Source organism: Pseudoalteromonas sp. PS1M3 (genome assembly GCF_016865405.1).
In the GTDB taxonomy this organism is placed as follows: Bacteria; Pseudomonadota; Gammaproteobacteria; order Enterobacterales; family Alteromonadaceae; genus Pseudoalteromonas; species Pseudoalteromonas marina.
This window is the reverse complement of the sequence record NZ_AP022625.1, coordinates 15,647-36,899: the sequence shown is the minus strand read 5'-3', so window position 1 is coordinate 36,899 and position 21,253 is coordinate 15,647. Positions and strand designations below refer to the sequence as shown.

23 protein-coding genes are annotated in these 21,253 nt (G+C 40.5%); 13 read left to right on the top strand and 10 right to left on the bottom strand.

The features are described from left to right. Nucleotides 1-95: 95 nt before the first annotated feature. From PS1M3_RS16980 to PS1M3_RS16960, 5 genes are read left to right on the top strand one after another with little or no spacing between them, the layout of a single operon-like run. Nucleotides 96-1,316, top strand: a complete 1,221-nt coding sequence (locus tag PS1M3_RS16980) for an acyl-CoA dehydrogenase family protein (RefSeq protein WP_008132850.1) — start codon at nt 96-98, stop codon at nt 1,314-1,316. A gap of 9 nt (nt 1,317-1,325) precedes the next feature. Continuing rightward, nucleotides 1,326-2,147, top strand: coding sequence for an SDR family oxidoreductase (locus PS1M3_RS16975; protein ID WP_008132848.1), 822 nt, complete (start codon nt 1,326-1,328; stop codon nt 2,145-2,147). A gap of 12 nt (nt 2,148-2,159) precedes the next feature. Then, nucleotides 2,160-3,227, top strand: coding sequence for a phosphotransferase family protein (locus PS1M3_RS16970; RefSeq protein ID WP_008132846.1), 1,068 nt, complete (start codon nt 2,160-2,162; stop codon nt 3,225-3,227). Continuing rightward, nucleotides 3,227-3,931, top strand: a complete 705-nt coding sequence (locus tag PS1M3_RS16965; RefSeq protein WP_008132844.1) for a histidine phosphatase family protein — start codon at nt 3,227-3,229, stop codon at nt 3,929-3,931. The genes PS1M3_RS16970 and PS1M3_RS16965 overlap by 1 nt, the downstream gene beginning before the upstream one ends. A gap of 10 nt (nt 3,932-3,941) precedes the next feature. After that, nucleotides 3,942-4,688 carry an SDR family oxidoreductase gene (locus tag PS1M3_RS16960; RefSeq protein WP_170865589.1) on the top strand — a complete coding sequence of 249 codons (747 nt, stop codon included), beginning with the start codon at nt 3,942-3,944 and terminating at the stop codon, nt 4,686-4,688. A 62-nt stretch (nt 4,689-4,750) separates the two neighbouring features. Here PS1M3_RS16960 and PS1M3_RS16955 read toward each other — a convergent pair whose 3' ends face one another. Continuing rightward, the gene (locus tag PS1M3_RS16955) at nt 4,751-5,320 is read right to left on the bottom strand and encodes a hypothetical protein (RefSeq protein WP_006793277.1); all 570 of its coding nucleotides are present in this window, start codon (nt 5,318-5,320) and stop codon (nt 4,751-4,753) included. A 211-nt stretch (nt 5,321-5,531) separates the two neighbouring features. Here PS1M3_RS16955 and arfB point away from each other — a divergent pair, with 211 nt between their 5' ends. Next, on the top strand, nt 5,532-5,945 hold the full coding sequence (arfB, locus tag PS1M3_RS16950) for an alternative ribosome rescue aminoacyl-tRNA hydrolase ArfB (protein WP_006793276.1): 414 nt from the start codon (nt 5,532-5,534) through the stop codon (nt 5,943-5,945). A gap of 53 nt (nt 5,946-5,998) precedes the next feature. Here arfB and PS1M3_RS16945 read toward each other — a convergent pair whose 3' ends face one another. The 3 genes from PS1M3_RS16945 to PS1M3_RS16935 form a co-directional block, all read right to left on the bottom strand. Beyond that, nucleotides 5,999-6,883 carry a spermidine synthase gene (locus PS1M3_RS16945; RefSeq protein WP_006793275.1) on the bottom strand — a complete coding sequence of 295 codons (885 nt, stop codon included), beginning with the start codon at nt 6,881-6,883 and terminating at the stop codon, nt 5,999-6,001. Further along, a complete protein-coding gene (locus PS1M3_RS16940; RefSeq protein WP_008130517.1) occupies nt 6,876-7,499 on the bottom strand; it encodes a fused MFS/spermidine synthase in 624 nt (207 codons plus the stop codon). The genes PS1M3_RS16945 and PS1M3_RS16940 overlap by 8 nt, the downstream gene beginning before the upstream one ends. Before the next feature lie 461 nt (nt 7,500-7,960). Beyond that, entirely contained in the window at nt 7,961-8,836 is an 876-nt protein-coding gene (locus PS1M3_RS16935) for a LysR family transcriptional regulator (protein WP_008130519.1), read from the bottom strand. A gap of 107 nt (nt 8,837-8,943) precedes the next feature. On the opposite strand from PS1M3_RS16935, the gene PS1M3_RS16930 reads away from it, so the two are divergent. Then, the gene (locus PS1M3_RS16930; RefSeq protein ID WP_203987676.1) at nt 8,944-9,624 is read left to right on the top strand and encodes a hypothetical protein; all 681 of its coding nucleotides are present in this window, start codon (nt 8,944-8,946) and stop codon (nt 9,622-9,624) included. A 132-nt stretch (nt 9,625-9,756) separates the two neighbouring features. Here PS1M3_RS16930 and PS1M3_RS16925 read toward each other — a convergent pair whose 3' ends face one another. Next, entirely contained in the window at nt 9,757-10,917 is a 1,161-nt protein-coding gene (locus tag PS1M3_RS16925; protein ID WP_203987674.1) for an IS30 family transposase, read from the bottom strand. A 319-nt stretch (nt 10,918-11,236) separates the two neighbouring features. On the opposite strand from PS1M3_RS16925, the gene PS1M3_RS16920 reads away from it, so the two are divergent. From PS1M3_RS16920 to PS1M3_RS16905, 4 genes are all read left to right on the top strand, one after another. Continuing rightward, nucleotides 11,237-12,118 carry an NAD(P)-dependent oxidoreductase gene (locus PS1M3_RS16920; RefSeq protein WP_010555545.1) on the top strand — a complete coding sequence of 294 codons (882 nt, stop codon included), beginning with the start codon at nt 11,237-11,239 and terminating at the stop codon, nt 12,116-12,118. Between the two features lie 306 nt (nt 12,119-12,424). Further along, nucleotides 12,425-13,867, top strand: a complete 1,443-nt coding sequence (locus PS1M3_RS16915; RefSeq protein ID WP_202819450.1) for an IS1182 family transposase — start codon at nt 12,425-12,427, stop codon at nt 13,865-13,867. 307 nt (nt 13,868-14,174) lie between these two features. After that, the gene (locus PS1M3_RS16910) at nt 14,175-14,417 is read left to right on the top strand and encodes a hypothetical protein (protein WP_203987672.1); all 243 of its coding nucleotides are present in this window, start codon (nt 14,175-14,177) and stop codon (nt 14,415-14,417) included. Between the two features lie 123 nt (nt 14,418-14,540). Next, nucleotides 14,541-14,888, top strand: coding sequence for a hypothetical protein (locus tag PS1M3_RS16905; RefSeq protein WP_203987669.1), 348 nt, complete (start codon nt 14,541-14,543; stop codon nt 14,886-14,888). 325 nt (nt 14,889-15,213) lie between these two features. Here PS1M3_RS16905 and PS1M3_RS16900 read toward each other — a convergent pair whose 3' ends face one another. The 3 genes from PS1M3_RS16900 to PS1M3_RS16890 form a co-directional block, all read right to left on the bottom strand. Then, a complete protein-coding gene (locus tag PS1M3_RS16900) occupies nt 15,214-15,702 on the bottom strand; it encodes a GNAT family N-acetyltransferase (protein ID WP_203987667.1) in 489 nt (162 codons plus the stop codon). Nucleotides 15,703-15,759: 57 nt separating this feature from the next. Then, nucleotides 15,760-16,206 (bottom strand): GNAT family N-acetyltransferase, encoded by a 447-nt coding sequence (locus tag PS1M3_RS16895; protein WP_203987665.1) that lies wholly within the window; start codon nt 16,204-16,206, stop codon nt 15,760-15,762. A 197-nt stretch (nt 16,207-16,403) separates the two neighbouring features. Beyond that, nucleotides 16,404-16,904, bottom strand: coding sequence for a lactoylglutathione lyase family protein (locus tag PS1M3_RS16890; protein WP_008130525.1), 501 nt, complete (start codon nt 16,902-16,904; stop codon nt 16,404-16,406). Between the two features lie 114 nt (nt 16,905-17,018). Between PS1M3_RS16890 and PS1M3_RS16885 the strand changes: the two genes are divergently transcribed. Further along, nucleotides 17,019-17,885: a LysR family transcriptional regulator gene (locus PS1M3_RS16885; RefSeq protein WP_203987662.1), complete on the top strand. Its 867-nt coding sequence runs from the start codon at nt 17,019-17,021 to the stop codon at nt 17,883-17,885. Between the two features lie 75 nt (nt 17,886-17,960). On the opposite strand, the gene PS1M3_RS16880 is transcribed toward PS1M3_RS16885, so the two are convergent. Next, entirely contained in the window at nt 17,961-18,632 is a 672-nt protein-coding gene (locus tag PS1M3_RS16880) for a haloacid dehalogenase type II (RefSeq protein ID WP_203987659.1), read from the bottom strand. Nucleotides 18,633-19,103: 471 nt separating this feature from the next. On the opposite strand from PS1M3_RS16880, the gene PS1M3_RS20135 reads away from it, so the two are divergent. Further along, nucleotides 19,104-19,226 (top strand): hypothetical protein, encoded by a 123-nt coding sequence (locus PS1M3_RS20135; protein WP_256438051.1) that lies wholly within the window; start codon nt 19,104-19,106, stop codon nt 19,224-19,226. Between the two features lie 68 nt (nt 19,227-19,294). On the opposite strand, the gene ltrA is transcribed toward PS1M3_RS20135, so the two are convergent. Further along, on the bottom strand, nt 19,295-20,650 hold the full coding sequence (ltrA, locus tag PS1M3_RS16875; protein WP_239104505.1) for a group II intron reverse transcriptase/maturase: 1,356 nt from the start codon (nt 20,648-20,650) through the stop codon (nt 19,295-19,297). Nucleotides 20,651-21,253 lie beyond the last annotated feature (603 nt).

Here is a 21,253-nt window from a genome sequence, read left to right as displayed (position 1 = left end):
AATGTAATTCACACTTAACTGGTAATATATTTCATTTAATTCATTGAGGCGAATGTTTTATGCTGGGTTAACTAAAAAATAAACAGGCAACCCTAATGAACTTTGAGCCAAGCCAAAAAAGCCAAGACTACCTAAAGCGTGTAACTGCCTTTATGGATGAACACATCTTGCCTATTGAGCAAGCGGTAGTTGCGCATAACCATGCTAAAAATAATTCAAACGATTGGACCACTTGGCAACTAAGTGAGCACATTGAGCCATTAAAAGCGAAAGCAAAAGCCGCTGGCCTGTGGAACTTATTTTTACCCGATGCCAATTTAGCAAAAGGTTTAACCTGCTTAGAATACGCCCCTATTGCAGAGCAAATGGGTAAATGCTTATTTGCCTCAGAAATATTTAATTGTAACGCCCCCGATACCGGCAATATGGAAGTGCTTTATCATTTTGCAAACGATGAACAAAAACAGCAGTGGTTAACCCCATTATTAAATGGCGATATTCGCTCAGTATTTGCCATGACCGAGCCCGATGTCGCTTCATCAGATGCGACAAACATGCAAGCTACCATAGATGTTGATGGCGAAGATCTCATTTTAAATGGCAAAAAATGGTGGACCACCGGCCTTGGTCATCCCAATGCACAGGTGGCTATTTTTATGGGGCTTTCCAACCCCGAAAACGATAAACACAGCCAGCATTCAATGGTACTTGTACCGCTAAACACACCCGGTGTAAACATTAAGCGTATGCTAAGTGCCTGTGGCGATTTTGATGCCCCCTACGGCCACGGTGAAATGGAATTTAATAACGTACGCGTACCAAAGCAAAACCTTATTTTAGGGTTAGGTAAAGGCTTTGCCATTGCACAGGGGCGCTTAGGGCCTGGGCGAATTCATCATTGTATGCGCGCAATTGGCGCAGCAGAGCGCTGTTTAGAGCTCATGATTAAACGAGGCCTGTCGCGCAGCGCTTTTGGTAAACCCTTACTTAAATTAGGCGGTAATTTAGAACGTGTAGCGCAAGCGCGTATGGCAATAGATCAAGCCCGTTTATTAACCCTGCACGCGGCATGGAAAATAGACACTCAAGGCGTTAAACACGCCATGACCGAAATATCGAGCATAAAAGTAGTCGTGCCTAATATGCTGCAAATGGTCTCAGATATGGCAATACAAGTGTTTGGTGGCGCTGGGGTGTCGAGCGACTTTCCTATTGCCTCGTTTAATGCAATGGGGCGTATTTTACGCCTTGCAGATGGCCCAGACGAAGTACATATGGGCATGGTTTCGCGCCTCGAACTTAACAAATACCGCTAAGGCAACACCATGAAAACACGACTAATAATAACAGGTGGAGCCACAGGGCTGGGTAAAGCGTTAGCCCTGAGTTACGCAAGTAATTTGGGCGCTAACTTACAAATTTGTATTGCCGATATAAACGCCGAGCGTGCAGCCACAACCATTAGTGAGCTGCAAGCACTAAAAGCCGATGCTTTTTTTTACGCCTGCGATGTAACCAAGCAAGCAGATGTAAAGGGGCTTTACGATATTATCCAAACCAAGTGGCAGGGCGTAGATATTGTTATAAATAATGCAGGTGTTGCCACGGGCGGCTCGCTTGAGGGCGAATCGCTTGAGCAATGGCAGTGGATTATGGATATTAATTTGCTCTCTATGGTGCGGATGTGCCAAACGTTTTATCCCGCCTTTAAGCAACAAGGCAGTGGCTACTTTATTAATATAGCCTCACAAGCAGGGCTTACCCCTATTCCGTTTATGAGCAGTTATAACGCCGTAAAAGCGGCAGTTATTGGCTTTAGCGAAACCTTAAAACTTGAACTCGCCCACGATAATATAGATGTAAGCGCAGTGTGCCCAAGCTTTTTTAAAACCAATCTTGGTGAATCAATGCGCACTAGCGAGCCGGCCATGAAAACCATGCTTAACCGTGCCTTTGAGCGCTCCCCCATAAACGCAGAGCAAGTTGCCGATATTATTTATAAGCAGTCACTTAAACGCCCATTTTTAATTTTGACCCATAAATTAGGTAAACAGGCCTTTTTAATGAAAAAACTACTCCCCGTTGAGTGGTACATTAAAAGCATGCTGAAAAAAACACGCTCTATGCAACGTTTAAAATCAAAATAATAAAGGCTAGCAATGAACACACAATTATTAGATCAAGCCAAAAACGTACGCCAAGGCGAAGAGCTCGACACACAAAAAGTAGATGCCTGGCTTAAGCAACACATTACACAATTAACTGGCGAGCCAAGTGTTACTCAATACGCAGGGGGGGCATCAAACTGGACCTACTGCTTAGAATACCCAGAGCAGTCGCTTATATTACGCCGTGCGCCCAAAGGCACCAAAGCCAAAGGCGCACACGATATGGGCCGCGAGTTTAAACTTCAGCAGGCGCTAAAGCCAGTTTACGGCTATGTGCCAAATATGGAGGCGTTTTGCGACGATGAAAACATACTCGGAACCGATTTTTACGTTATGGAAAAGCTTACGGGGATAATTCCGCGTAAAAATTTACCACGCGGATTAACGCCCGAGCGCACCAAAAAGCTGTGCGAAAACGTACTCGACTGCCTAGTAGAGTTACACAAAGTAGATTACAAACAGGCCAACTTAAGCCATTTAGGCAAAGGCAAAGGCTATACACAGCGCCAAATTAGCGGCTGGAGCGAGCGCTTTACTAAAGCCAAAACTTGGAATGTACCCAGCGGCAAAAAAGTAATTAAATGGCTTGAAAACAACATGCCAAGTAACGAGCGCATTTGCATAACACATAACGATTTTAGGTTTGATAACGTTGTGCTTGATGCAAACGACTACACCAACGTACTGGGTATTTTAGATTGGGAACTTGCCACCCTTGGCGACCCACTTATGGATTTGGGCAATACACTGGCTTACTGGGTAGAGCCAGGAGATGACTTTTTAGCCCAAGCCACCCGCCGTCAACCCACTCACTTAGAGGGTATGCTAACGCGCAAAGAAGTGGTGGCCTACTACTGTAAAAAAATGAATATAACCGTAGATGACTTTACCTTTTACGAAGTGTACGGACTATTTAGACTTGCCGGCATTGTGCAGCAAATTTATTACCGCTATCACCATGGGCAAACTAAAAACCCTGCCTTTAAACACTTTTGGGTGTTTGTACATTACCTTTTATGGCGCTGTAAAAAAGCCATTAACAACCAAGGTAAAGTCTAATGTGTATTTTATATTTTGTACGCCACGGGCAGGCCAGTTTTTCGGCTGATAATTACGATACGCTCTCAACAAAAGGGCAACAGCAAGCCACACTACTGGGTGAATATTTAGCTAAAAAGCAGCTAACACCCGATGCTGTATTTGCAGGCACTATGCTGCGCCATAATCAAACCGCAGAGCTTAGTTTAGCAAGTGTTAATAATACGCCTGTGGTAATAAACGATGCGCGTTTAAACGAGTACGATCACGAACACATTTTAGCGGTTTATAACCCACAGCTTGCCACCCCAAGCCAAGTGCGTGCTGCACTTAGCGAGCAAGCCGAGCCTATGGAATACTTTAAAACGGTATTTATCAGCGCCATACAGCAATGGGTACTCAACCCCGACAGCACTCAGTATAACGAAAGCTTTAATGCATTTACTGCGCGAGTACTGGGCGCACTTGAACAAATAGCCAATGAAAACCACGGTAAAAAAGTACTTATTTACACCTCTGGCGGGCCTATTAGCATTATAACCAGCCATTTAATGGGGCTAAAGCTCGAGCGCTTTATTGATATTAATTGGAGCTTAGTAAACGCAGGCGTAACCAAAGTAGTGGCGCGCGGCAAAGGAAAAAATCAAAAATTAACGATAAGTAGTTTAAACGAGCATCACTTTTTAGAGTGCCACCCACAACAAAAATTAATTACATACACCTAAGGATCTAATTATGCGCAAAAACATACTAATAACAGGTGCAAGTTCAGGCTTAGGCAAAGGCATGGCAAAAGAGTTTGCAAAACAAGGTTGTAATCTTGCTTTATGTGCTCGGCGCTTTGAGCTGTTAGAGCAGCTAAAAAGTGAGCTTGAACAAATAAACCCAAATATAACCATTAGCATAAAAGTGCTTGATGTTAACGATCACGAACAAGTATTTAGCGTATTTAATGCCTTTAAAGAAGAGCTAAACGGCCTTGATAGAGTAATTATAAATGCAGGGATGGGCAAGGGTGCTTCTATTGGTACGGGTTACTTTAATGCCAATAAACAAACCGCACAAACTAACTTTGTGGCCGCACTTGCGCAAGCTGAAGCCGCAATGGAAATTTTTAGAGCGCAAAACCATGGTCATTTAGTGACTATTTCATCTATTAGTGCTGTACGTGGTTTTAGGCGCGCCATGACCGTTTACGCCGCCACTAAAGCGGCTATTACCTCATTAAGTGAGGGCATACGCATAGATGTAATGCACACGCCTATAAAAGTAAGCTGTGTACATCCAGGTTTTATAAGAAGCGAAATAAACGAAAAAGTAAAAACAGTGCCGTTTATTGTTGATACCGAAACTGGCTGCAAAGCACTGGTAAAAGCAATAAATAAAGAAAAAGCCAACAGCTTTGTGCCAAGCTGGCCGTGGGCATTCCTGCATTGGATTTTACGCATAGCACCGCTGAGTACAATTCGTAAAATGTCGTGAGTGTTATAAATTTTAGGTATTAAAAAAGGTGGCAAATGCCACCTTTTTTAATTGTTTAATACTTATAAAAGTGCAAACAACTTTTTAAGCTGTGGCATGTATTCACTTACTAATGCTAAATTACTTTCGCTAACAAGTGACTCGGTTGTATCAGCAGCGCTTGACGCATTACCTAACGAACCCATTAACGATGTAGCGCCTTTATCTTTAGCGCTTTTCATGCTTTGAAAACCACCCATTAATTTGTTTGCTGTTTCTTTATTTTCATCAGACAAACCCGATTTAAGGTTTTCTATGTATGCCATAGACACTTCAGAACCCACGGTAATTAACTGCTCAGGCGTAAAGCCATAGCGAGTTGTTACGCTCGCAAAGCTTTTATACAGTGATTGCTCTTTAATCATATTGAGGGCTGTATTTGCAAGCGCGCCTTGCTCTGCTGTAGTTTGATCTGCGGTTGCACCTAGCATGCTGCCTAAGTCTACGTTTTTTAACGCGTCTTGAGAGCTCGCCCAGCTTGTTACAGCAGGTAAGGCTTTCATGTAGCTTTGTAAATCACCTTCGGTGATATCTTTAGCAAAACCAGAAAAGCTCATTGCTAACAAGCTAAGTGATACAAGTAATTTTTTCATGCAGGTACTTCCTATTATCGAAAATCGATTATTATATTAGGCCCGTATAAGGGCTGCGCAATTAAAAACTAAATAATTGCCTATGCCAATCTAAATTTATTTATTGGCGTAAATGTTTACTCAACTTTGCATAAACCGCCTATTTAGCTTATTCACCCTAAGTCAATGTACAAATGGTACAATGCATTTTTAACAACGGAAACTGAACGCAATGTTAACAATTTCAAATACAGTCACTATTGATGAGTGGGAATTAGAGCTCACCGCTATTCGTTCTCAAGGTGCCGGTGGCCAAAACGTTAACAAAGTCGCCAGCGCTATTCATTTACGTTTTGATATTAATCGCTCTAAATTACCAGACTTTTATAAAGAACGTTTACTTGCTTTAAACGATTCGAGGATCACTAAAGAGGGCGTTCTCATCATTAAAGCACAAAGCCACCGTACCCAAGAGCTTAACCGCGAAGACGCGTTAAAACGCTTAAAAGATCTCATATTAAGCGCTACCAAGGTCAATAAAGCCCGCCGTGCAACTAAACCAAGCCGTAATTCGCAGCGTAAACGCATGGATAAAAAAACTAAACACGGCCAAACAAAAGCATTGCGCGGTAATATTAAGTTTTAGCAATAAACCTAAATGGATGCGCCTAATTATATTAGTGCAAGGCGCATTACATATTAAAAGTTAAGTAGGTTAGCAGGAGAGTATTGGTCGGTTAAAATTTTGGTATTTTTAGGCCAATCTTGCTCATCTTTTGTGTACTGCATGTAATTGCTTATGGCGTTTATATCTACATCATATTTTTTAAGCTTGGGCCCAAGCGCTTTAACACGTTCGTTAAGTTGAGCCTTAGTTGGCATAGCTTTAAAACCCGCTAAAATAATACGGTTGCTCCGATTAGCACGGCTTACGTTAATAAAATCGCCAAACACGCTATGGTAAGTTGCCGACTCGTGCTCGTATAGTTTACTACTCGAAAATGTATTCGCAGCAACTACGCCGCCATCAGCCAACACACCTTTAACCTCTTCAAAAAACTCTTTGGTTAACAGGTGCTCAGGAATGTAGTCACCGTTAAACGCATCAAGAATGATCCAATCGTACTTTTTCTTTTTAATAGCCGCGCGTTTAATAAAAATACGGCCATCTTGAACACTAGATGTCACTTTATCGTTTTCAATAAAGCTAAAGTAGTCGCGAGCCACACTCAATACAGCGGGGTCTATTTCTACATTGTGTATTTTAGCCGCAGGGTATAACTCATGAATAACATTCGACAATGTGCCTCCCCCAAGCCCAATAATTAATACATTTTTAGGGTTTTCGGTTACTAATAAACTCGCAAAAGTAAGCTTTGTGTAGTTGAAAACGAGCTTGTCGGGGTCGTTTTTGTACATGCAACTTTGACTTGTTTGGCTACTTTTAGTGTTAAATTTTAAGCAGCGTAAATCGCGAGTTTCATCAACAATAATATTGCGATATAAAGAGCGCTCTTCGTGAATAACATTAGCTAAAGCAGCGCCTGAAAACACACTAAGTGCTAAAAATACATATTTAAGCATGCGCAAGCTCCTTATTATTAGCAACACTGTTTACAGCAATTGCAACAACACCTAGCACACCCAACGTAGTAGCAAAGGCACTAATAATGGTGTTTACATCAAACGCGAGTACAAAGTAAAAAGAGGTAATAATAGTGCCCAAGGCACTGCCAAGCGTGCTTACAAAATACAAAATACCTGCAACTTGGCCGCTTCTTTCGCTGTCGGTAACCAGCAACCTTACTGAGTACGGCGAAATCATACCTAATATAATGGTTGGAATAAAAAACAACGCAGTAGAAGCGAGTAACGAGCCATATCGGCTATCTTCAATATGGGTAAAAATAAATGCCATTATGGGCTCAGCAAACAACGTAATAGGCACAACCATAATGCTCGCAACTAAAAATATTAATCCGTATTTAGTCAGCGACGCATTTTTTGTACTTAGCTTACCGCCAAGCAAGTAACCAAACGACAAGCTAAGCATAAACACAGTAATAATACTGCCCCAAATATGTACACTACTGCCAAAGTAAGGCGCTAAAATGCGCCCTCCTAAAAGCTCAATCCCCATAATGCAAAAGCCACTGCAAAAGGCTAAAAAGTAAATCAAAGCGTTTGTTTTTAAAGTCATGTTTTTATCGTTATGTAACTATAAGTAGAGCACCATATTAACGTGATGCCACCAGAGTCGCTAGTGTAATAATTAGCCGTTTGTAGGAATAAAAAAAGTATTGCTTATTAATTTATTGTGCTATCGTTTTTGTTATAATATAACATAATTTACTTTGTTGTATTGTCGGTTAATTGTACTTGTACCATTTCGCTTGATTAAGTGATCTACTTAAGTGTGGAAAAACGCGTTGATAGCCAGCCAAAATATTTGTTATTTAGTTGCTCTCGGCAATTTCTCCTGCTTTGCTCTACCTTCTGCATCTGTGCAGTCGTAAATAAGAGTTTTTTTACGCAGGTATTTCCACCTTTAGCCCCGCAAAGTAATTAAGTATTGTTGCGGATTAGTATTTTTAACCACCTTGCTATTTTGTAATGTAGTTTTCATCCTAAAGCGCTTTAGTGTAGTGGCTAAAGCGCTTTTTATAACGAATACATGAGTTTATTAAGCCATCCATCGGCCTTCGATGGTTTATAAATTAACACAATGTCTTCACTGTAATGACTGTTAACCCCCTTTACAGTTAATTTTGTAAACCCTAAAACATCAATCACAAAATTTGGTAAATACGCCAACGCCAAGCCACTTTGTACTACCTCTATTAGTGCACTGTAATCGCTACATCTAAATACAATATTGCGCGGTGCAATATCGTCTTGCCAGCCGTCGGAGCCGACTCCTTGTTCAAGGCCGCACAATGGCGAAAACAGCGGGCATGCAAAAGCTGCGTGCAGTAATTGATTTTTATTAAGCGTTAAAGAACCAGTTTGTACTAGCTGATGATCAGCGGCTCCAGCCAAACTAAACCCTGTATTAAATACATCAACCGCCACTAAATTAGCGTGTGAGCTGTTATTTAATGCCTCACGAGTTACTAGCGCAATATGTGCAGCGCCCGACGCCACTTGGCTTATAGCTTCACCTTCAAATACATTATTAATACGTACCGAACAAGGCAGGTTGCCAAGAGGGGTAAGTAACTTTTTTAAGCCACTTTTAAGTAAAATGGCAGGGCCTGCAATAACTGCATTAAATTTATGATTATCGCTTTTAAAGCGGCTAGTAAGCTGCTGGTAATTATGAACTAAATCGCTACTGTGCTTAACAAACTCTTTGCCTTTATCATTAAGTACTAAGGTTTTCCCAACACGATTAAACAGCTCCGTGGCTAAGTTTGCCTCAACCTTTTTTAGCGTTTTAGACAGCGCCCCAGGGGTAATATTAAAATGTTTAGCGGTTGTGTGCAGGTTTTGCGAACTCGCCATATGAATTACTTTTTCAATGTCATCTAAATGCATAGCACCAAACCGTATTGATTAAAAGGAAACAACTAGCAACTTATTATCGATTATTTATACATATAAATCAGCTTATAGTGGCGCTATATTTATTTTTGAGCATTAACATGAAACACATACTGCTAATTTTTATTTTATTCTCGAGCGCAGCACTAGCAAGCGACCCTCAGTACAAGGCACACAACACACATAAAGCCCACAGCTATGTGGGGTTTCATGGCATGGCGCTTATATTCGCCGGCGATAAAGTACTTGCCAGCCACATGCCTTTATACGCCCCCCCACACAACTACCAAATAGTGTACGAAGTAACTACCAATGACACCCATCTTAAAATAATCAAAAAAGCACTGAACGAGTCACTAAAAAAACAAAGTCAGATCACCATTTTACCAACCAAATTTGATTTGAATTTATTAATAAATAAGCTGACACCCACATTAAATACCACTGTGTTTAATGGCCATTTTGAGCGCGGAGGTACTGCTCTGTTTTCGACAAAGCTGACTTTTAAAAACCCGTTATATGTAAAAAAGCTCGCTATAACAAAACCCACAAAAGCAGAGTTTGATTTAATAAAGTTATCTGCAGGGCAAGGGTTGGTAATTCATAAAATACAAAGTAAACCAAGCTATGACTCACTCAGTTTAGTAGCACTAACTAACGGAAAATATAATGGTAAGTTAATGTGTGATGCACCAATGACAACAGCTCTTGCCAGTAAGCTAAAGGCCTGTTTTAAAATCGCCCCAAGCTATTTAGAAACTCGCGATTTTGCAGTTAATTAATCTATAAATAACCCTATATAAAATGACAGCCACTTCTCAATATTGAAGCGTGACGTGTAGTGGCTGATACCTGAAGTTAGTGTTTAGATGGAAAGATTATAAATGCATGACTGGCTGTTATGAGCTGTGAGTTCAACCACTCGATGCAACACACTGATTAAATCGCTCCGCAGGTGTTTCGTATTCTAGTGTTTTCCGCGGTCTCTCATTAAGTTGTCTGGCAACTTGGTTTAATCTTATCTGAGAATGCTCATTTAAGTTAGTTCCTTTTGGAAAATATTGTCTTAATAACCTATTTGTATTTTCATTGGAGCCGCGTTGCCAAGGTGATTGTGGATCGCAGAAATATACTTGAATATCTGTAGCTAGAGTAAAGTCTTTATGATTAGTAAGCTCACATCCTCTGTCCCAAGTTAATGATTTATAAAGCTCTGCTGGCAACTTATTAGCTTGTTTAATCAACGCTTCGATTACTTGCTTTGTTTTATTACTAGGTACTTTCACTAACATTACATACCTAGAGTGCCGCTCAACTAGAGTCGCGATAAAACTGTTTCCTGAGCCTTGGATCAAGTCTCCCTCCCAGTGGCCTGGAACAACTCTGTCTTCAACATTTGATGGCCTTTCACTAATTGGTACAGCGTCAACTATCTTTCCTAACCCTTTACCTTTAAGAGTGGCGTGTTTTGATTTCCTGACTACCCGCTGCGTCCTTAAGTGTTTTTGTAGCTCTTTTTTTAAGGCGCCGCGGGTTTGTATATATAGGGTTTTATATATTGTTTCGTGCGACACATTCAAATCCTCATTATTGGGGTATCTCCGCCTAAGCCAACCAGAGATTTGCTGAGGTGACCATGCAGATTCTATCTTTTGAGCAATGATTAAACATAATTCTTTGTTGCCATACAGCTTACAAGGCTTAGGGCGTTTGGCATTTTCCCAGGCAACTTTGTCAGCTTTACTCGCTCGATATTTTTTAATCCCGCCGTGGCGGTTTACTTCACGGCAAATAGTGGAAGGTGAGCGATTAAGGTATCTCGCTATTTCTCGAAGTGACTTACTTGCTGCTAACCCTCGTGAAATGTCTTCTCGCTCTGCAAGAGTTAGTGTTGTTGGTGAGCGTTTGGGCTCAAGCGGCCGAACACCACCTGTTTTATGGATAATACCTAATATAGATGAATGGTATCGATCAAATAACCTTGCTATATCATGCGCACTATCACCGCGCTGATATCGATCCCAAATTAACCTTCTTTGTTCTGCATTATAATAAATACGCTTTCTCTGTTTCATGTAAACGCTCCTTTAAATAATAATAAGGATAGCGTTGCATTCACCAGTTGAACTCACAGCGAAAACCAGTCATTGCGATTGACTAAATATAATAGCTAACAGATTGGTCAATGTTGTTTGCTCATTAATTGGAGGAAATGAGCGGCGCGCGTATATTGTTTCATTTAACTTTACATAAAAACTTTAGAAAACTTAGTAATATCTTAGGTAATTTGTTAAAACTATGTAGAGATGAGCTAGCAATAGCAAATAAATACGCTATTTGCACACTATTAAATTGTTAGCTGCTTTGAGGTAAATCATTAAGAAGGTGCTGTAAATGAGAATATTGGTAACAGGCTCTGCGGGTAGAGTAGGGCGTGCGATCTATATTAAATTAATGCGAACACATAACGTAGTCGGTATTGATAAAACACCTTGTTCAACAGCCGATTACATTGGTGATATTCGTGATAGTGCTCTGATTGATGGGGTTCTTGAAAATATTGATGTCATCATTCATACAGCGGCTCTTCATGCTCCTCATGTTGGTTTAGTGCCTGATTCTGAGTTTAAATCTATCAACGTAGACGCGACTGAGAAACTGGCTTTGTCTGGCTTAAAAGCAGGTATTAAGCACTTTGTTTTTACCAGTACAACTGCGTTGTACGGTTATGCTTCGACTCCGAAAGGTATTTCAGGTTGGATTAATGAGGAGGTTACTCCGCAACCTAAGTCGATTTACCATAAAAGTAAAATTGATGCTGAAACTAAGCTAAAAGAAATTTCAAACCTGTTTCAGCTTCCAGTGACTGTGCTGCAAATGTCGAGATGTTTTCCTGAGGCTGCGGATTTAATGGCGGTATTTCGTCTGACTCGTGGTATTGATGCTCGAGATGTAGCAAGTGCTCATTTATGTGCTGTGGAAAAACGTTTAAACGGTTTTAATCGTTTTATAATTTCAGGTACAACACCTTTTCATCTTTCTGATTGCGAAGCTTTATATACTGAAGCTGGATCTGTCATCAAGCGTAAGTGCCCAGAAATCGCGCTAGCATTTAAACAAAGAAATTGGGAATTACCTCAATGCTTAGATCGCGTATATGATTCATCGTCCGCACGTGAGAAATTAGGTTGGTCACCTATACATGATTTTGAAAGCGTTTTGGAAATGTTAGATTCTGAAACAGCAGAAGTATTGCCAATTTTAAAACGAAGCTAAACGCGGTAAGTCGGGCTGTTTCTAGTAAACTCATCATTTTTGTCGGATGGCGTGGCTTCGCCACTTATCCGACCTACCCCGTACAGTAACGTCAAAAGGTAGGTTGGTTAAGCCGAAGGCGTCACCCAACAGAGTTACAGATTCACACCTTGAAGGTCCGCAACTGGCACAGACTGTGTGAAAACTCTGATCACCTTTTGGTCTAAGTATCTGCTGCTTATGATCGATTAATCTATACATTTAGTTCACTTAATATACTGATATTTATATAATAAGACTATTGATTCAGTCGAGGGTTGAGGCAATATGTCAAAGTTTATAAGCGGTGAAGATCGTAACCAATCAACGTTATTTCCAGAATCGTTGGAAGACTACGTCAGTGAAGATAATACGGTCAGAGTAATTGATGTTTTCATTGAGGAACTAAATCTAGCTGAATTGGGGTTTAAAGGATTAACCTTAAAGTCCACAGGCCGCCCTAAGTATCATCCAGCCACACTATTAAAGCTTTATCTTTATGGTTACCTCAACCGTATTCAATCATCCCGCCGATTAGAAACCGAATGCCAACGCAATATTGAACTGATGTGGCTACTTGGTAAGTTGGCACCCGACTTTAAAACGATTGCTGATTTTAGAAAAGACAACGGAGGCGGTATAAAAAATGTATGCAAAACGTTTGTTGAAGTCTGTCGTCGCCTGAATATGTTTGAGAAACCCGTTGTTGCCATCGATGGTAGTAAGTTTAAAGCTAGCAACAACAAAGGCAATAATTTTACGCCAAGCAAAGTTAAATTTCACATCGACCGAGTCGAAAAGAACATTGAACGTTATCTTGAATTACTTGATGAAGCCGATAAAGAGCAAGCTAACGTCACAAAAATTAAAGCCACAAAAGAGAGACTAGCTGACTTTCGTAGCCAGTTAAAAAAACTATACGAGATTAAAGAACAAGTTGAAGCTCATCCTGATAAGCAAATATCCACTACTGATCCTGATTCACGTTTAATGAAAACTCAAGGTTTTACAAGAGTTGTGAGTTATAACGTACAAAGTGCGGTTGATACCAAGCATCACCTCATAGTGGCGCATGACGTGACCAACGTGCCAGATAGAGGCCAGCTTGCGTCAATGACGAAACTCGCACAAGAAGCATTGCGCAAGAAAGATATACGGGTATTAGCAGATAAAGGTTACTTCAGTCAGCCTGATATAAAAGACACTATCGATTTGGGTGCAGAGCCAATCATGCCCAAGACGGATACATCGTCCTCTGAAAAGAAAGGGATATTTAACCGCTCACTTTTCAAATACGATGCAAATAAAGATATTTACTTATGCCCCGCTGGTAATGAACTTCAAAATCGAATGCAGGTATTTGAGCAAGGTAAATACCTTGATGTTTACTTCAATCACATTGCTTGTCGAGATTGTAAAATAAGAAGTCAGTGCACTAACTCTAAAAAAGACCCTAGGCGAATAAGGCGGTGGGTGCATGAGATTCTGACAGAAGAAATGCTTCAAAAGCTAAAGAATCAACCTGAATTGATGCTTCATCGAAAGCAAACTGTTGAGCACCCCTTTGGCACAATTAAACTCTGGATGGGAGCTACCCACTTACTAACACGAGGTTTAAAAAGCGTGGGGACAGAAATAAGTCTTCATGTCCTAGCTTACAACTTCAGAAGAATGATAACAATTATGGGAGTTAACGGCCTAAGTAAAGCAATTAGAGTAGCGTTGCCATAGCAGTTTCGCTCGCGCGGAGAAAATTGCGATACTGAGAAAAAATCGATCGCAACCATCTTAAATGGTTTCAAACTAAGAACATACCCAAGACAATTTATTAAAAATTAGTTTTTACACAGTCTGGGCACTATCCAGCCACTCGACAATATAAAATACTGATAATAATTGGCAAGGTATTTTACTGTGTCGGATGGCGCTTCGCTTATCCGACCCACCTTGCTGCTACATTCAATGAAGGCGACTTTATTGGCGTGATAGTATGTAGGTGAATTTATTTGAAATTTTGACAGGATTGTAAGGACGTAAAATGGTTAGCTTAATATCGGTTTTATTGGTCATTTTGTTTTGCCTTAATCTCATTAGTGCACTTAGAGTTGGTGAGATTTTTCTTCCTGGCTATCGTTTAAAAACAAATAAGAACATGAGTGTTTTTGAATTAAAGCAAGAATGTAATAAACAATTTTCACTTGGTACGTGGTGTAAGGAAGGGGAGTCTGGTTTTTTAACTGGTGGTCACTGCTATTTTTGTGCTTATGTATATCTTAATTAAAAGCATTTGAAATGGGTGTCATTTTAATTCGTAAAAACTATAGAATGTAAAAATAAGTTTGCTTTCGGCAGAAGCATACGTGATTTGCACTCCATTAAATTAAGAATATTCAAGGAGGGTTTAATGTACACAGAAAGCGATAAGGTTCTTTTAAAATATTTGGCAGAACACTTTATTAACAAAGGGGGAGACATGATGACCTCTGATTTAGAAGCACTTGATTGTTATTCCGAAGAGTCTGTAAATAAGTTACGTACTCTAAACCTTGTTAAATATGATACAGACATCACTTTAAAAATTTATCCGAGTATTGTTTCTGAGAATAATAAACTTGAAGCTCTCCCAGACCATTACCAAGATCTAAAAAAGTGGTGGTTTAGTAAAAAGTGGGCTGTTATTTTTACAGTCTTATTCTTAGTTTTACCTGCGATAAAAACATACATTGATTTAGTTGGGCTTCTATTTAAATGAATACTAGCAAGTTATTAAGCTTATGACCGTCCGCTCATGGCAATCTTTAGCCATTCAATAACATAAATACTGATAATAATTGGCAAGATATTTTGCTTTAATGATTAGCTTTTTGGCACTACCTTGGGCGCTAATCATTACTTATGGGAGGAAAAGAATATCAGCAGGCACCTTTGAGTTTAATGATAACTCTTAGTTGACCCATTTCTTTGATTGCCATTTGCATTAACAGTTATTATTGGGCTCACTTGTTTAGAAGTAACAGCCACTAAATTACCCACTAATACAGTTTGTTTAATACTCATCAAAGATAGGAGTTGCAGGATTATAGACCTACTAAGGCGCTGCGTCTTTCCATTAAAATGACATTGCGCCACACACCATTCAATTTACCTAGTTTCTCTCGATTTCCAACTTGCCTAAAACCATTACGAGTATGAAGTGTAATGCTGCTTATGTTTTCAGGGAATATACTGGCTTGTAGCATCCATATACCGTTGCTTTCTGATTCATTAATGAGTGCACAAAGCAATGCGTGCCCCAAGCCTTTACCTTGGGCTTGGTTTGCAACATATACACTTACCTCGGCAACGCCCGAGTATACCTCACGGCTTGAAACCGCAGATAATCCAGCCCAGCCAAGCACCTTTTCATCCTCAACTGCTACAAGACGACAACAGTTGAGCATAGAGCTATTCCACTGCTGCCAACTTTTCGCTTTAGTTTGAAAAGTCGCGTTGCCGGTATCAATACCTTGCTGATAAATATTTTGAACGGCTAAAAAATCGTTCTCTGAAAATGATCTTATGATCACAGTATTTCCTTTCAACTATTATTATTCCTTAAAATTAGCGGTCTACTTATCAATGAGTTAACGGCTAATTTTAATAACCGCTAACATATCGTCGTCATCCTCATCGAGGCCAACTTCTTCGAACCCAAAACTTGTATAAAAGTTTTTAGCAACAGGATTTTGCGGGTTATAACAAATCTCGATTTGTTTAAGCTTAGGAGTTGCTTTAATCTCTTCAATTGCCATAGCCAGTGCTTTGCGCCCAATGCCTTTATTTTGATGAGTTTGATCTACCATAAAGCGCCAAATAGAAACCTTTGTAGGGGTTTCTTGTACCCACATAAAAAAGCCTACTGGTACACCATTTAAGTAAATAGCTTTACAGGTATACCCGCTATTGTAGTGCGCCTCTACTAATGACCACATATTGCATGCCACGTATTCTTCTTGTGTTTTTTTAGCAACCTCTAAATCGCATATGGCTTCGTAGTTATCGGCGGTGATGTCTTCCAATGACGGATTCATGTTTTTCCTTTAGACCCACTTTGTGTAATTAGTAAGCTACCAATGAATGTACCTATAATCAATCAAATGAAGAGATTGATTTTTATACCCCCCTAAATTAGCCAAACTAATAATCTACAAGCCGATTTAACACAAAAAGGCCGCAATAAATACTGCGGCCTTTGTTTTTAGCTAAACTTTTTTTAGATTAGCTATGTTTAGTAAGCGCCTGCGCTGTAAATAAGCTCGTAGCTGTGGCTGTAAATCTCAAGGATGTTACCAAACGGGTCTTCCATGTAGATCATGCGGTATGGCTTTTCGCCAGGGTAGTAGTAACGTGGCTCTGGCATACGTTTTTTACCACCTGCAGCAACAATACGGTCCGCTAAGCCTTCAACATCTGGGTCTTGTACACAAAAATGGAATATACCGGTTTTCCAGTATTCAAAGTTGTCTTTAGGGTTTTCTTGGTCTTTAAATTCAAAAATTTCTACACCAATTCGGTCGCCTGTTGAAAGGTGCGCTATTTTAAATTTTTCCCAATTTGGACCAAATACATCGGTACACATTTCGCCAATAGGGCTGTTGTCTTCAGTGATCACGGTAGGCTCCATTATGGTGTACCAGCCCATCACCTTAGTGTAAAACTCTACGGCTTTTTCAACATCTGGTACTGAAATACCAATGTGCGAAAAACTACGTGGATATGTATGACTCATAATCTGTCCTCTTTAACGTGTGGCTTGTTTTGTATCGAGTTGATGGAGTTAGTTTACGAACCATGAGTTATTAAGTAAAATTATCATTAATCATCATTTTGAGTATGTTTTGTAATGATAAACCCGACATGGTTAAACACGTTTTGCACGTTGGTTGAGGTAAATCATTTTACCCAAACCGCCGAGCGCCTTTTTATGACCCAATCTGGCGTAAGTCAGCATATTAAAAAACTAGAGCAGCAAGTAAACTGCGCGCTATTAGAGCGCCACGGCAAACAGTTTACGCTTACCGTACATGGGCAAAACTTGTATCAACAAGGCAGCTTATTATTAAATGAATGGCAGTTTTTAGAGCAGCAATTAAAAGATGATTCACCTTACAGCGGTTTAGTAAAAATACAATCGCCTGGTAGTTGTGGGCTAAAGTTTTACAATCAACTATTAGCACTGCAAGTAGAGCACAAGGAGCTAGTTATAGATTACCGCTTTGCTCCAAATACCAGTGTTGAACAAGCAGTGGCAAACCACAGTGCCGATATTGGGTTTTTAACTCAAGCGCCAACCCTTAGCGAAGTTACTAGCCACAAAATTGGTCAAGAAGCTTTATTATTAGTAACCCCTGCACATATTAAAAACCCAACGTGGGAGGTTTTATATGAGCATGGCTTTATTGGCCACCCCGATGCAAAACACCACGCGCAGCTATTACTTAGCGAAAACTACAGTGAGTTTGAGCATGTTGATCAAATTAAGCAAACGGGGTTTTCTAACCAAATAAGTTTAATACTTGAGCCGGTAAGTCTAGGGTTGGGTTTTACGGTTTTACCTGCGCATGCTGTTAGCGCATTTAATAAACCCGGACTGATAAAAACGCACCACTTAGGTAATCCGATTAGCGAAAATATTTATGTGTGCCATCACCGTAATAGGCCAATGGCAAAGCGCATGAATACAGTAATTGAAGCAATAAAAGCAGGCTAGGCCGCGTGTAACTGCGCCCGTAAAGCCCCTTTACAGCGTTGGTTTTTGATAAGCCTCAAAAAAAGGGGCTCGTTTTTAACTTACTAATTTGGCTTTTAAATCAACTAAATCGGTTGCTGTGGTGGTTGGCTGAATTTCCCATGGATCAAAAATAGAATCCTCAGAACGCTTTATCCACGCACCGCGCATGCCATGCGAAATAGCGCCGGTTATATCAAACGGATTACTCGAAATTAACCACGTGTTTGCACCCGTTGAACTTGCCTCGCGCAAAAAGTGGCTGTAAACACCTGGGTTTGGTTTAAATGTTTTCATATCGTCGGCGCTTACAACACCTTCAAAATAATCACTTATGCCTGCCGTTTCGAGCAAAGTATTTACCGCATCAGCAGCGCCATTAGAAAATGCAAACAACCGGTAATTTTGTGCTTTAAATTGCTCAAGCCCTTTTTTAACATCGTCAAAGGCGGGTAAAATTTTATATTGCTCAAGCAATTGCTGTTTTTGTTCATCAGAGAGTGGAGTTTTATGCGCTAGGCAAGCGTAGTCTAACGCCTGTTTAGTACACACTGAAAACGGGACATAGTTTTGCATTAAGCCGCGCCTAAACGAATACTCCAACTGTTTTTCACGCCATGTATTTGAAAAGTTTTGCGCTTTATCGCCAATCATATTTTCAAGTAAAGATAGAACGCCGTGGGTGTTTATTAGCGTGCCGTATACGTCAAATGCGAGTGTGGTTGCCATGTTTGCTCCCAAAATTTAAGTTACTTGTAGCCTAATTGTTTCGAGCTTAACTTACTTTGAACAACTGCTCAACGTTGTTGATTTGTTATATAATAAGGTACAGCAACAACACCCACGCTATAAACGCTAACAGAAACCCCGCAACATTTTAATTAAAGAAACAGCGCTTTCAAACCCGAAATACTCGCTCGTTTTAGAATGGCTGGAACGGCTGTTGAGCTTATAAGTGCTAGTTATAAATCAAATTAAATAATAGCTAAAAGTAGAGGGTTACTGATTTATCTGATTGCTTTAGACTTTATCTAATAGGCAAAATAAGGATAACGGGTCAGTCAATAAATTTGATGTCTGAAGTCAAGGTTTGACCCCTTTTGTCTTTGACCCCTTTTGTCTTTTCTAAAATCGGATATTGATTACAGATGGCCATCCGCAAGTTTTAAGGAGAGTGTCTATAAGGCATTTACGCTAGGCGTGTTCGGTCAATCAACACTTGATAAATGGGATGAGTTTGGTGATGCACAATACTGGCCGTTTTCTAGCAAAGAACAGTTTGAGTCAGCAGATAAAGGGTACTTAGGTTCAACAAACACATAATCGGGTAGCCGGAGGTCTCTAACCTCCAGCCCCCACACCACCCATCATGCGGGTCCGCAATGGGCGGTTCATCTCCCGTAATGAATATTGATCCAAATATCTTTCAATGACACTAAACCTTGTGATGCTAAATAGTCATTACCTAGCGCAATGTTAATTCCTTTTGTTTTTGAGCTTCTACAAGGGCCTTTACTGGTGATACCACAGGCTATGGCGAGTCGCTCGCTAACACCCAATCTCATTAAACTGCGTACTTTAGTGCGTGGTTTACGCCATTGTCGCCAGTAGCACATTCTTATCCTGCGACGGATCCAGTGATCTAAATCCACCGTTAATTGATAAGCATTGGCTATTAGGTAATAGTATCCCCATCCGCGTAAGTATTGCGTCAGTTTATGAATTTGTAGGGTCATTGAGATCCCCCAGTTGCGGTTAGTGAGTTCTCTTACATTTGCTTTAAATTTCTTTAGCGCTTGTTCGTGGATCTGCACTTGAGCGTAACGGAAGGTAAACCCGAGAAATTTCGAGCCTGATACGGGACCGACTCGACTTTTCGATTCATTCACTTTGAGTTTTAATCGCTGAGTGATAAACGCAGTAATTTCCCGTTGGATTATGAGTCCTTCGCTTTTCGTTTTTACTAAAATGATTATGTCATCAGCGTAACGTGCAAACTTAAGGTGTTTGTAGGTTAGCTTCTTATCTAATTCATCGAGTAAAATATTGGAAAGTAAAGGGGATAATGGCCCACCTTGAGGGACTCCTTTGGTTGACTCAAACCACAGACCCGTTTCGCGCTCTGCGATCCCCGCTCGGAGGTATTTACCAAGTAGGCGCATGAGTGCTTTGTCTTTGACTTTACGACCAACACGATTCATCAGCATGTCATGGTTTACTTCATCAAAGAACTTAGACAAGTCAATATCAACTGCTGTTTTATAACCTTGTTTAACACAAGATTGAACATGATTTACTGCTTGGCTGGCTCTTTTATGAGGGCGATAACCATAACTATGTGGTGAAAATAGAGGCTCAAAGTAAGGGCTAATCACTTGAGCAATAGCTTGTTGGATCACTCTGTCGATAACAGAAGGGATCCCAAGCATTCGCTCACCGCCATCGGGTTTGGGTATCATCACGCGTTTGACTGGCAAGGGTTGATAAGTGCCGCTAAGTAATTGTTGTTTAATACCCAGCCAATGTAACTTAGCGAAGTCATTAAATTCCTCAATACTCATATTATCAATACCCGCAGCCCCTTTATTGCGCTTAACATGTTGCCATGCTGCACCAATATTGTGGTTGCTCAGTACCCTTGCCATCAGGTCACGATCTGTTTTGTTGTATTCATTCGAGGTATTATTCACAGTCGAACGCCGTTCATCACTATCACAACACGGTGATCTATGTGAATTCAAGTTCATTTGTAGTATCTCCTCTGGTTAAGATGTTCAGGCCTTCACCGTGTCCCCTCCATTACGATGGGCGTTTGGCTACTATGCCGTCTGCTGACTTCTGATAAATCACTCTAGCGATTACTCGATAAAGCGCGTCGAAACTAACGCTTGTTTACTGCTATTTCGCTCGCTGTAGGTCGCAGCAACCAAAGCGCCAAGGGTTGAACAACCAGTCCCTAACTGGTAATCTCCAAGCGTTAGCGCGGATGCGTGTTTATCAGATCTCCCCGAATAAGGTGCATCGACTTTCTCTGCACAACTGCATCATCTACGGTGGCCGTTAGATCACATGACTTCGCTATCTTGTGCTAGCTCGTCTCCAGCCTACGCCTCATATGATGTTTTTGTTCATCAGCTCACAGATTTGCTAGCGGCTTCCTCTAGACTATATCTCGCGATTTAGCCCTTGCCATTCGCTAGTAGTTATCGTTTAATAACAGTGTGTTATTTAAACGGTGATCTTCCTACAGAGGACTTTCACCTCATAAGTCAATGCCCATGTCGGGCGTACACAAGCAAGTCTTGCGGAACGTCTTACGCTTCGCTTCAGCCGTCCGCAAATTTGGACGT

What these genes read in the sequence shown, in the direction of transcription:
- PS1M3_RS16980 (WP_008132850.1), top strand. Translation starts at nt 96, where the DNA reads ATGAACTTTGAGCCAAGCCAAAAAAGCCAAGACTACCTAAAGCGTGTA.
- PS1M3_RS16975 (WP_008132848.1), top strand. Translation starts at nt 1,326, where the DNA reads ATGAAAACACGACTAATAATAACAGGTGGAGCCACAGGGCTGGGTAAA.
- PS1M3_RS16970 (WP_008132846.1), top strand. Translation starts at nt 2,160, where the DNA reads ATGAACACACAATTATTAGATCAAGCCAAAAACGTACGCCAAGGCGAA.
- PS1M3_RS16965 (WP_008132844.1), top strand. Translation starts at nt 3,227, where the DNA reads ATGTGTATTTTATATTTTGTACGCCACGGGCAGGCCAGTTTTTCGGCT.
- PS1M3_RS16960 (WP_170865589.1), top strand. Translation starts at nt 3,942, where the DNA reads ATGCGCAAAAACATACTAATAACAGGTGCAAGTTCAGGCTTAGGCAAA.
- PS1M3_RS16955 (WP_006793277.1), bottom strand. Translation starts at nt 5,320, where the DNA reads ATGAAAAAATTACTTGTATCACTTAGCTTGTTAGCAATGAGCTTTTCT.
- arfB (WP_006793276.1), top strand. Translation starts at nt 5,532, where the DNA reads ATGTTAACAATTTCAAATACAGTCACTATTGATGAGTGGGAATTAGAG.
- PS1M3_RS16945 (WP_006793275.1), bottom strand. Translation starts at nt 6,883, where the DNA reads ATGCTTAAATATGTATTTTTAGCACTTAGTGTGTTTTCAGGCGCTGCT.
- PS1M3_RS16940 (WP_008130517.1), bottom strand. Translation starts at nt 7,499, where the DNA reads ATGACTTTAAAAACAAACGCTTTGATTTACTTTTTAGCCTTTTGCAGT.
- PS1M3_RS16935 (WP_008130519.1), bottom strand. Translation starts at nt 8,836, where the DNA reads ATGCATTTAGATGACATTGAAAAAGTAATTCATATGGCGAGTTCGCAA.
- PS1M3_RS16930 (WP_203987676.1), top strand. Translation starts at nt 8,944, where the DNA reads ATGAAACACATACTGCTAATTTTTATTTTATTCTCGAGCGCAGCACTA.
- PS1M3_RS16925 (WP_203987674.1), bottom strand. Translation starts at nt 10,917, where the DNA reads ATGAAACAGAGAAAGCGTATTTATTATAATGCAGAACAAAGAAGGTTA.
- PS1M3_RS16920 (WP_010555545.1), top strand. Translation starts at nt 11,237, where the DNA reads ATGAGAATATTGGTAACAGGCTCTGCGGGTAGAGTAGGGCGTGCGATC.
- PS1M3_RS16915 (WP_202819450.1), top strand. Translation starts at nt 12,425, where the DNA reads ATGTCAAAGTTTATAAGCGGTGAAGATCGTAACCAATCAACGTTATTT.
- PS1M3_RS16910 (WP_203987672.1), top strand. Translation starts at nt 14,175, where the DNA reads ATGGTTAGCTTAATATCGGTTTTATTGGTCATTTTGTTTTGCCTTAAT.
- PS1M3_RS16905 (WP_203987669.1), top strand. Translation starts at nt 14,541, where the DNA reads ATGTACACAGAAAGCGATAAGGTTCTTTTAAAATATTTGGCAGAACAC.
- PS1M3_RS16895 (WP_203987665.1), bottom strand. Translation starts at nt 16,206, where the DNA reads ATGAATCCGTCATTGGAAGACATCACCGCCGATAACTACGAAGCCATA.
- PS1M3_RS16890 (WP_008130525.1), bottom strand. Translation starts at nt 16,904, where the DNA reads ATGAGTCATACATATCCACGTAGTTTTTCGCACATTGGTATTTCAGTA.
- PS1M3_RS16885 (WP_203987662.1), top strand. Translation starts at nt 17,019, where the DNA reads ATGATAAACCCGACATGGTTAAACACGTTTTGCACGTTGGTTGAGGTA.
- PS1M3_RS16880 (WP_203987659.1), bottom strand. Translation starts at nt 18,632, where the DNA reads ATGGCAACCACACTCGCATTTGACGTATACGGCACGCTAATAAACACC.
- ltrA (WP_239104505.1), bottom strand. Translation starts at nt 20,650, where the DNA reads ATGAACTTGAATTCACATAGATCACCGTGTTGTGATAGTGATGAACGG.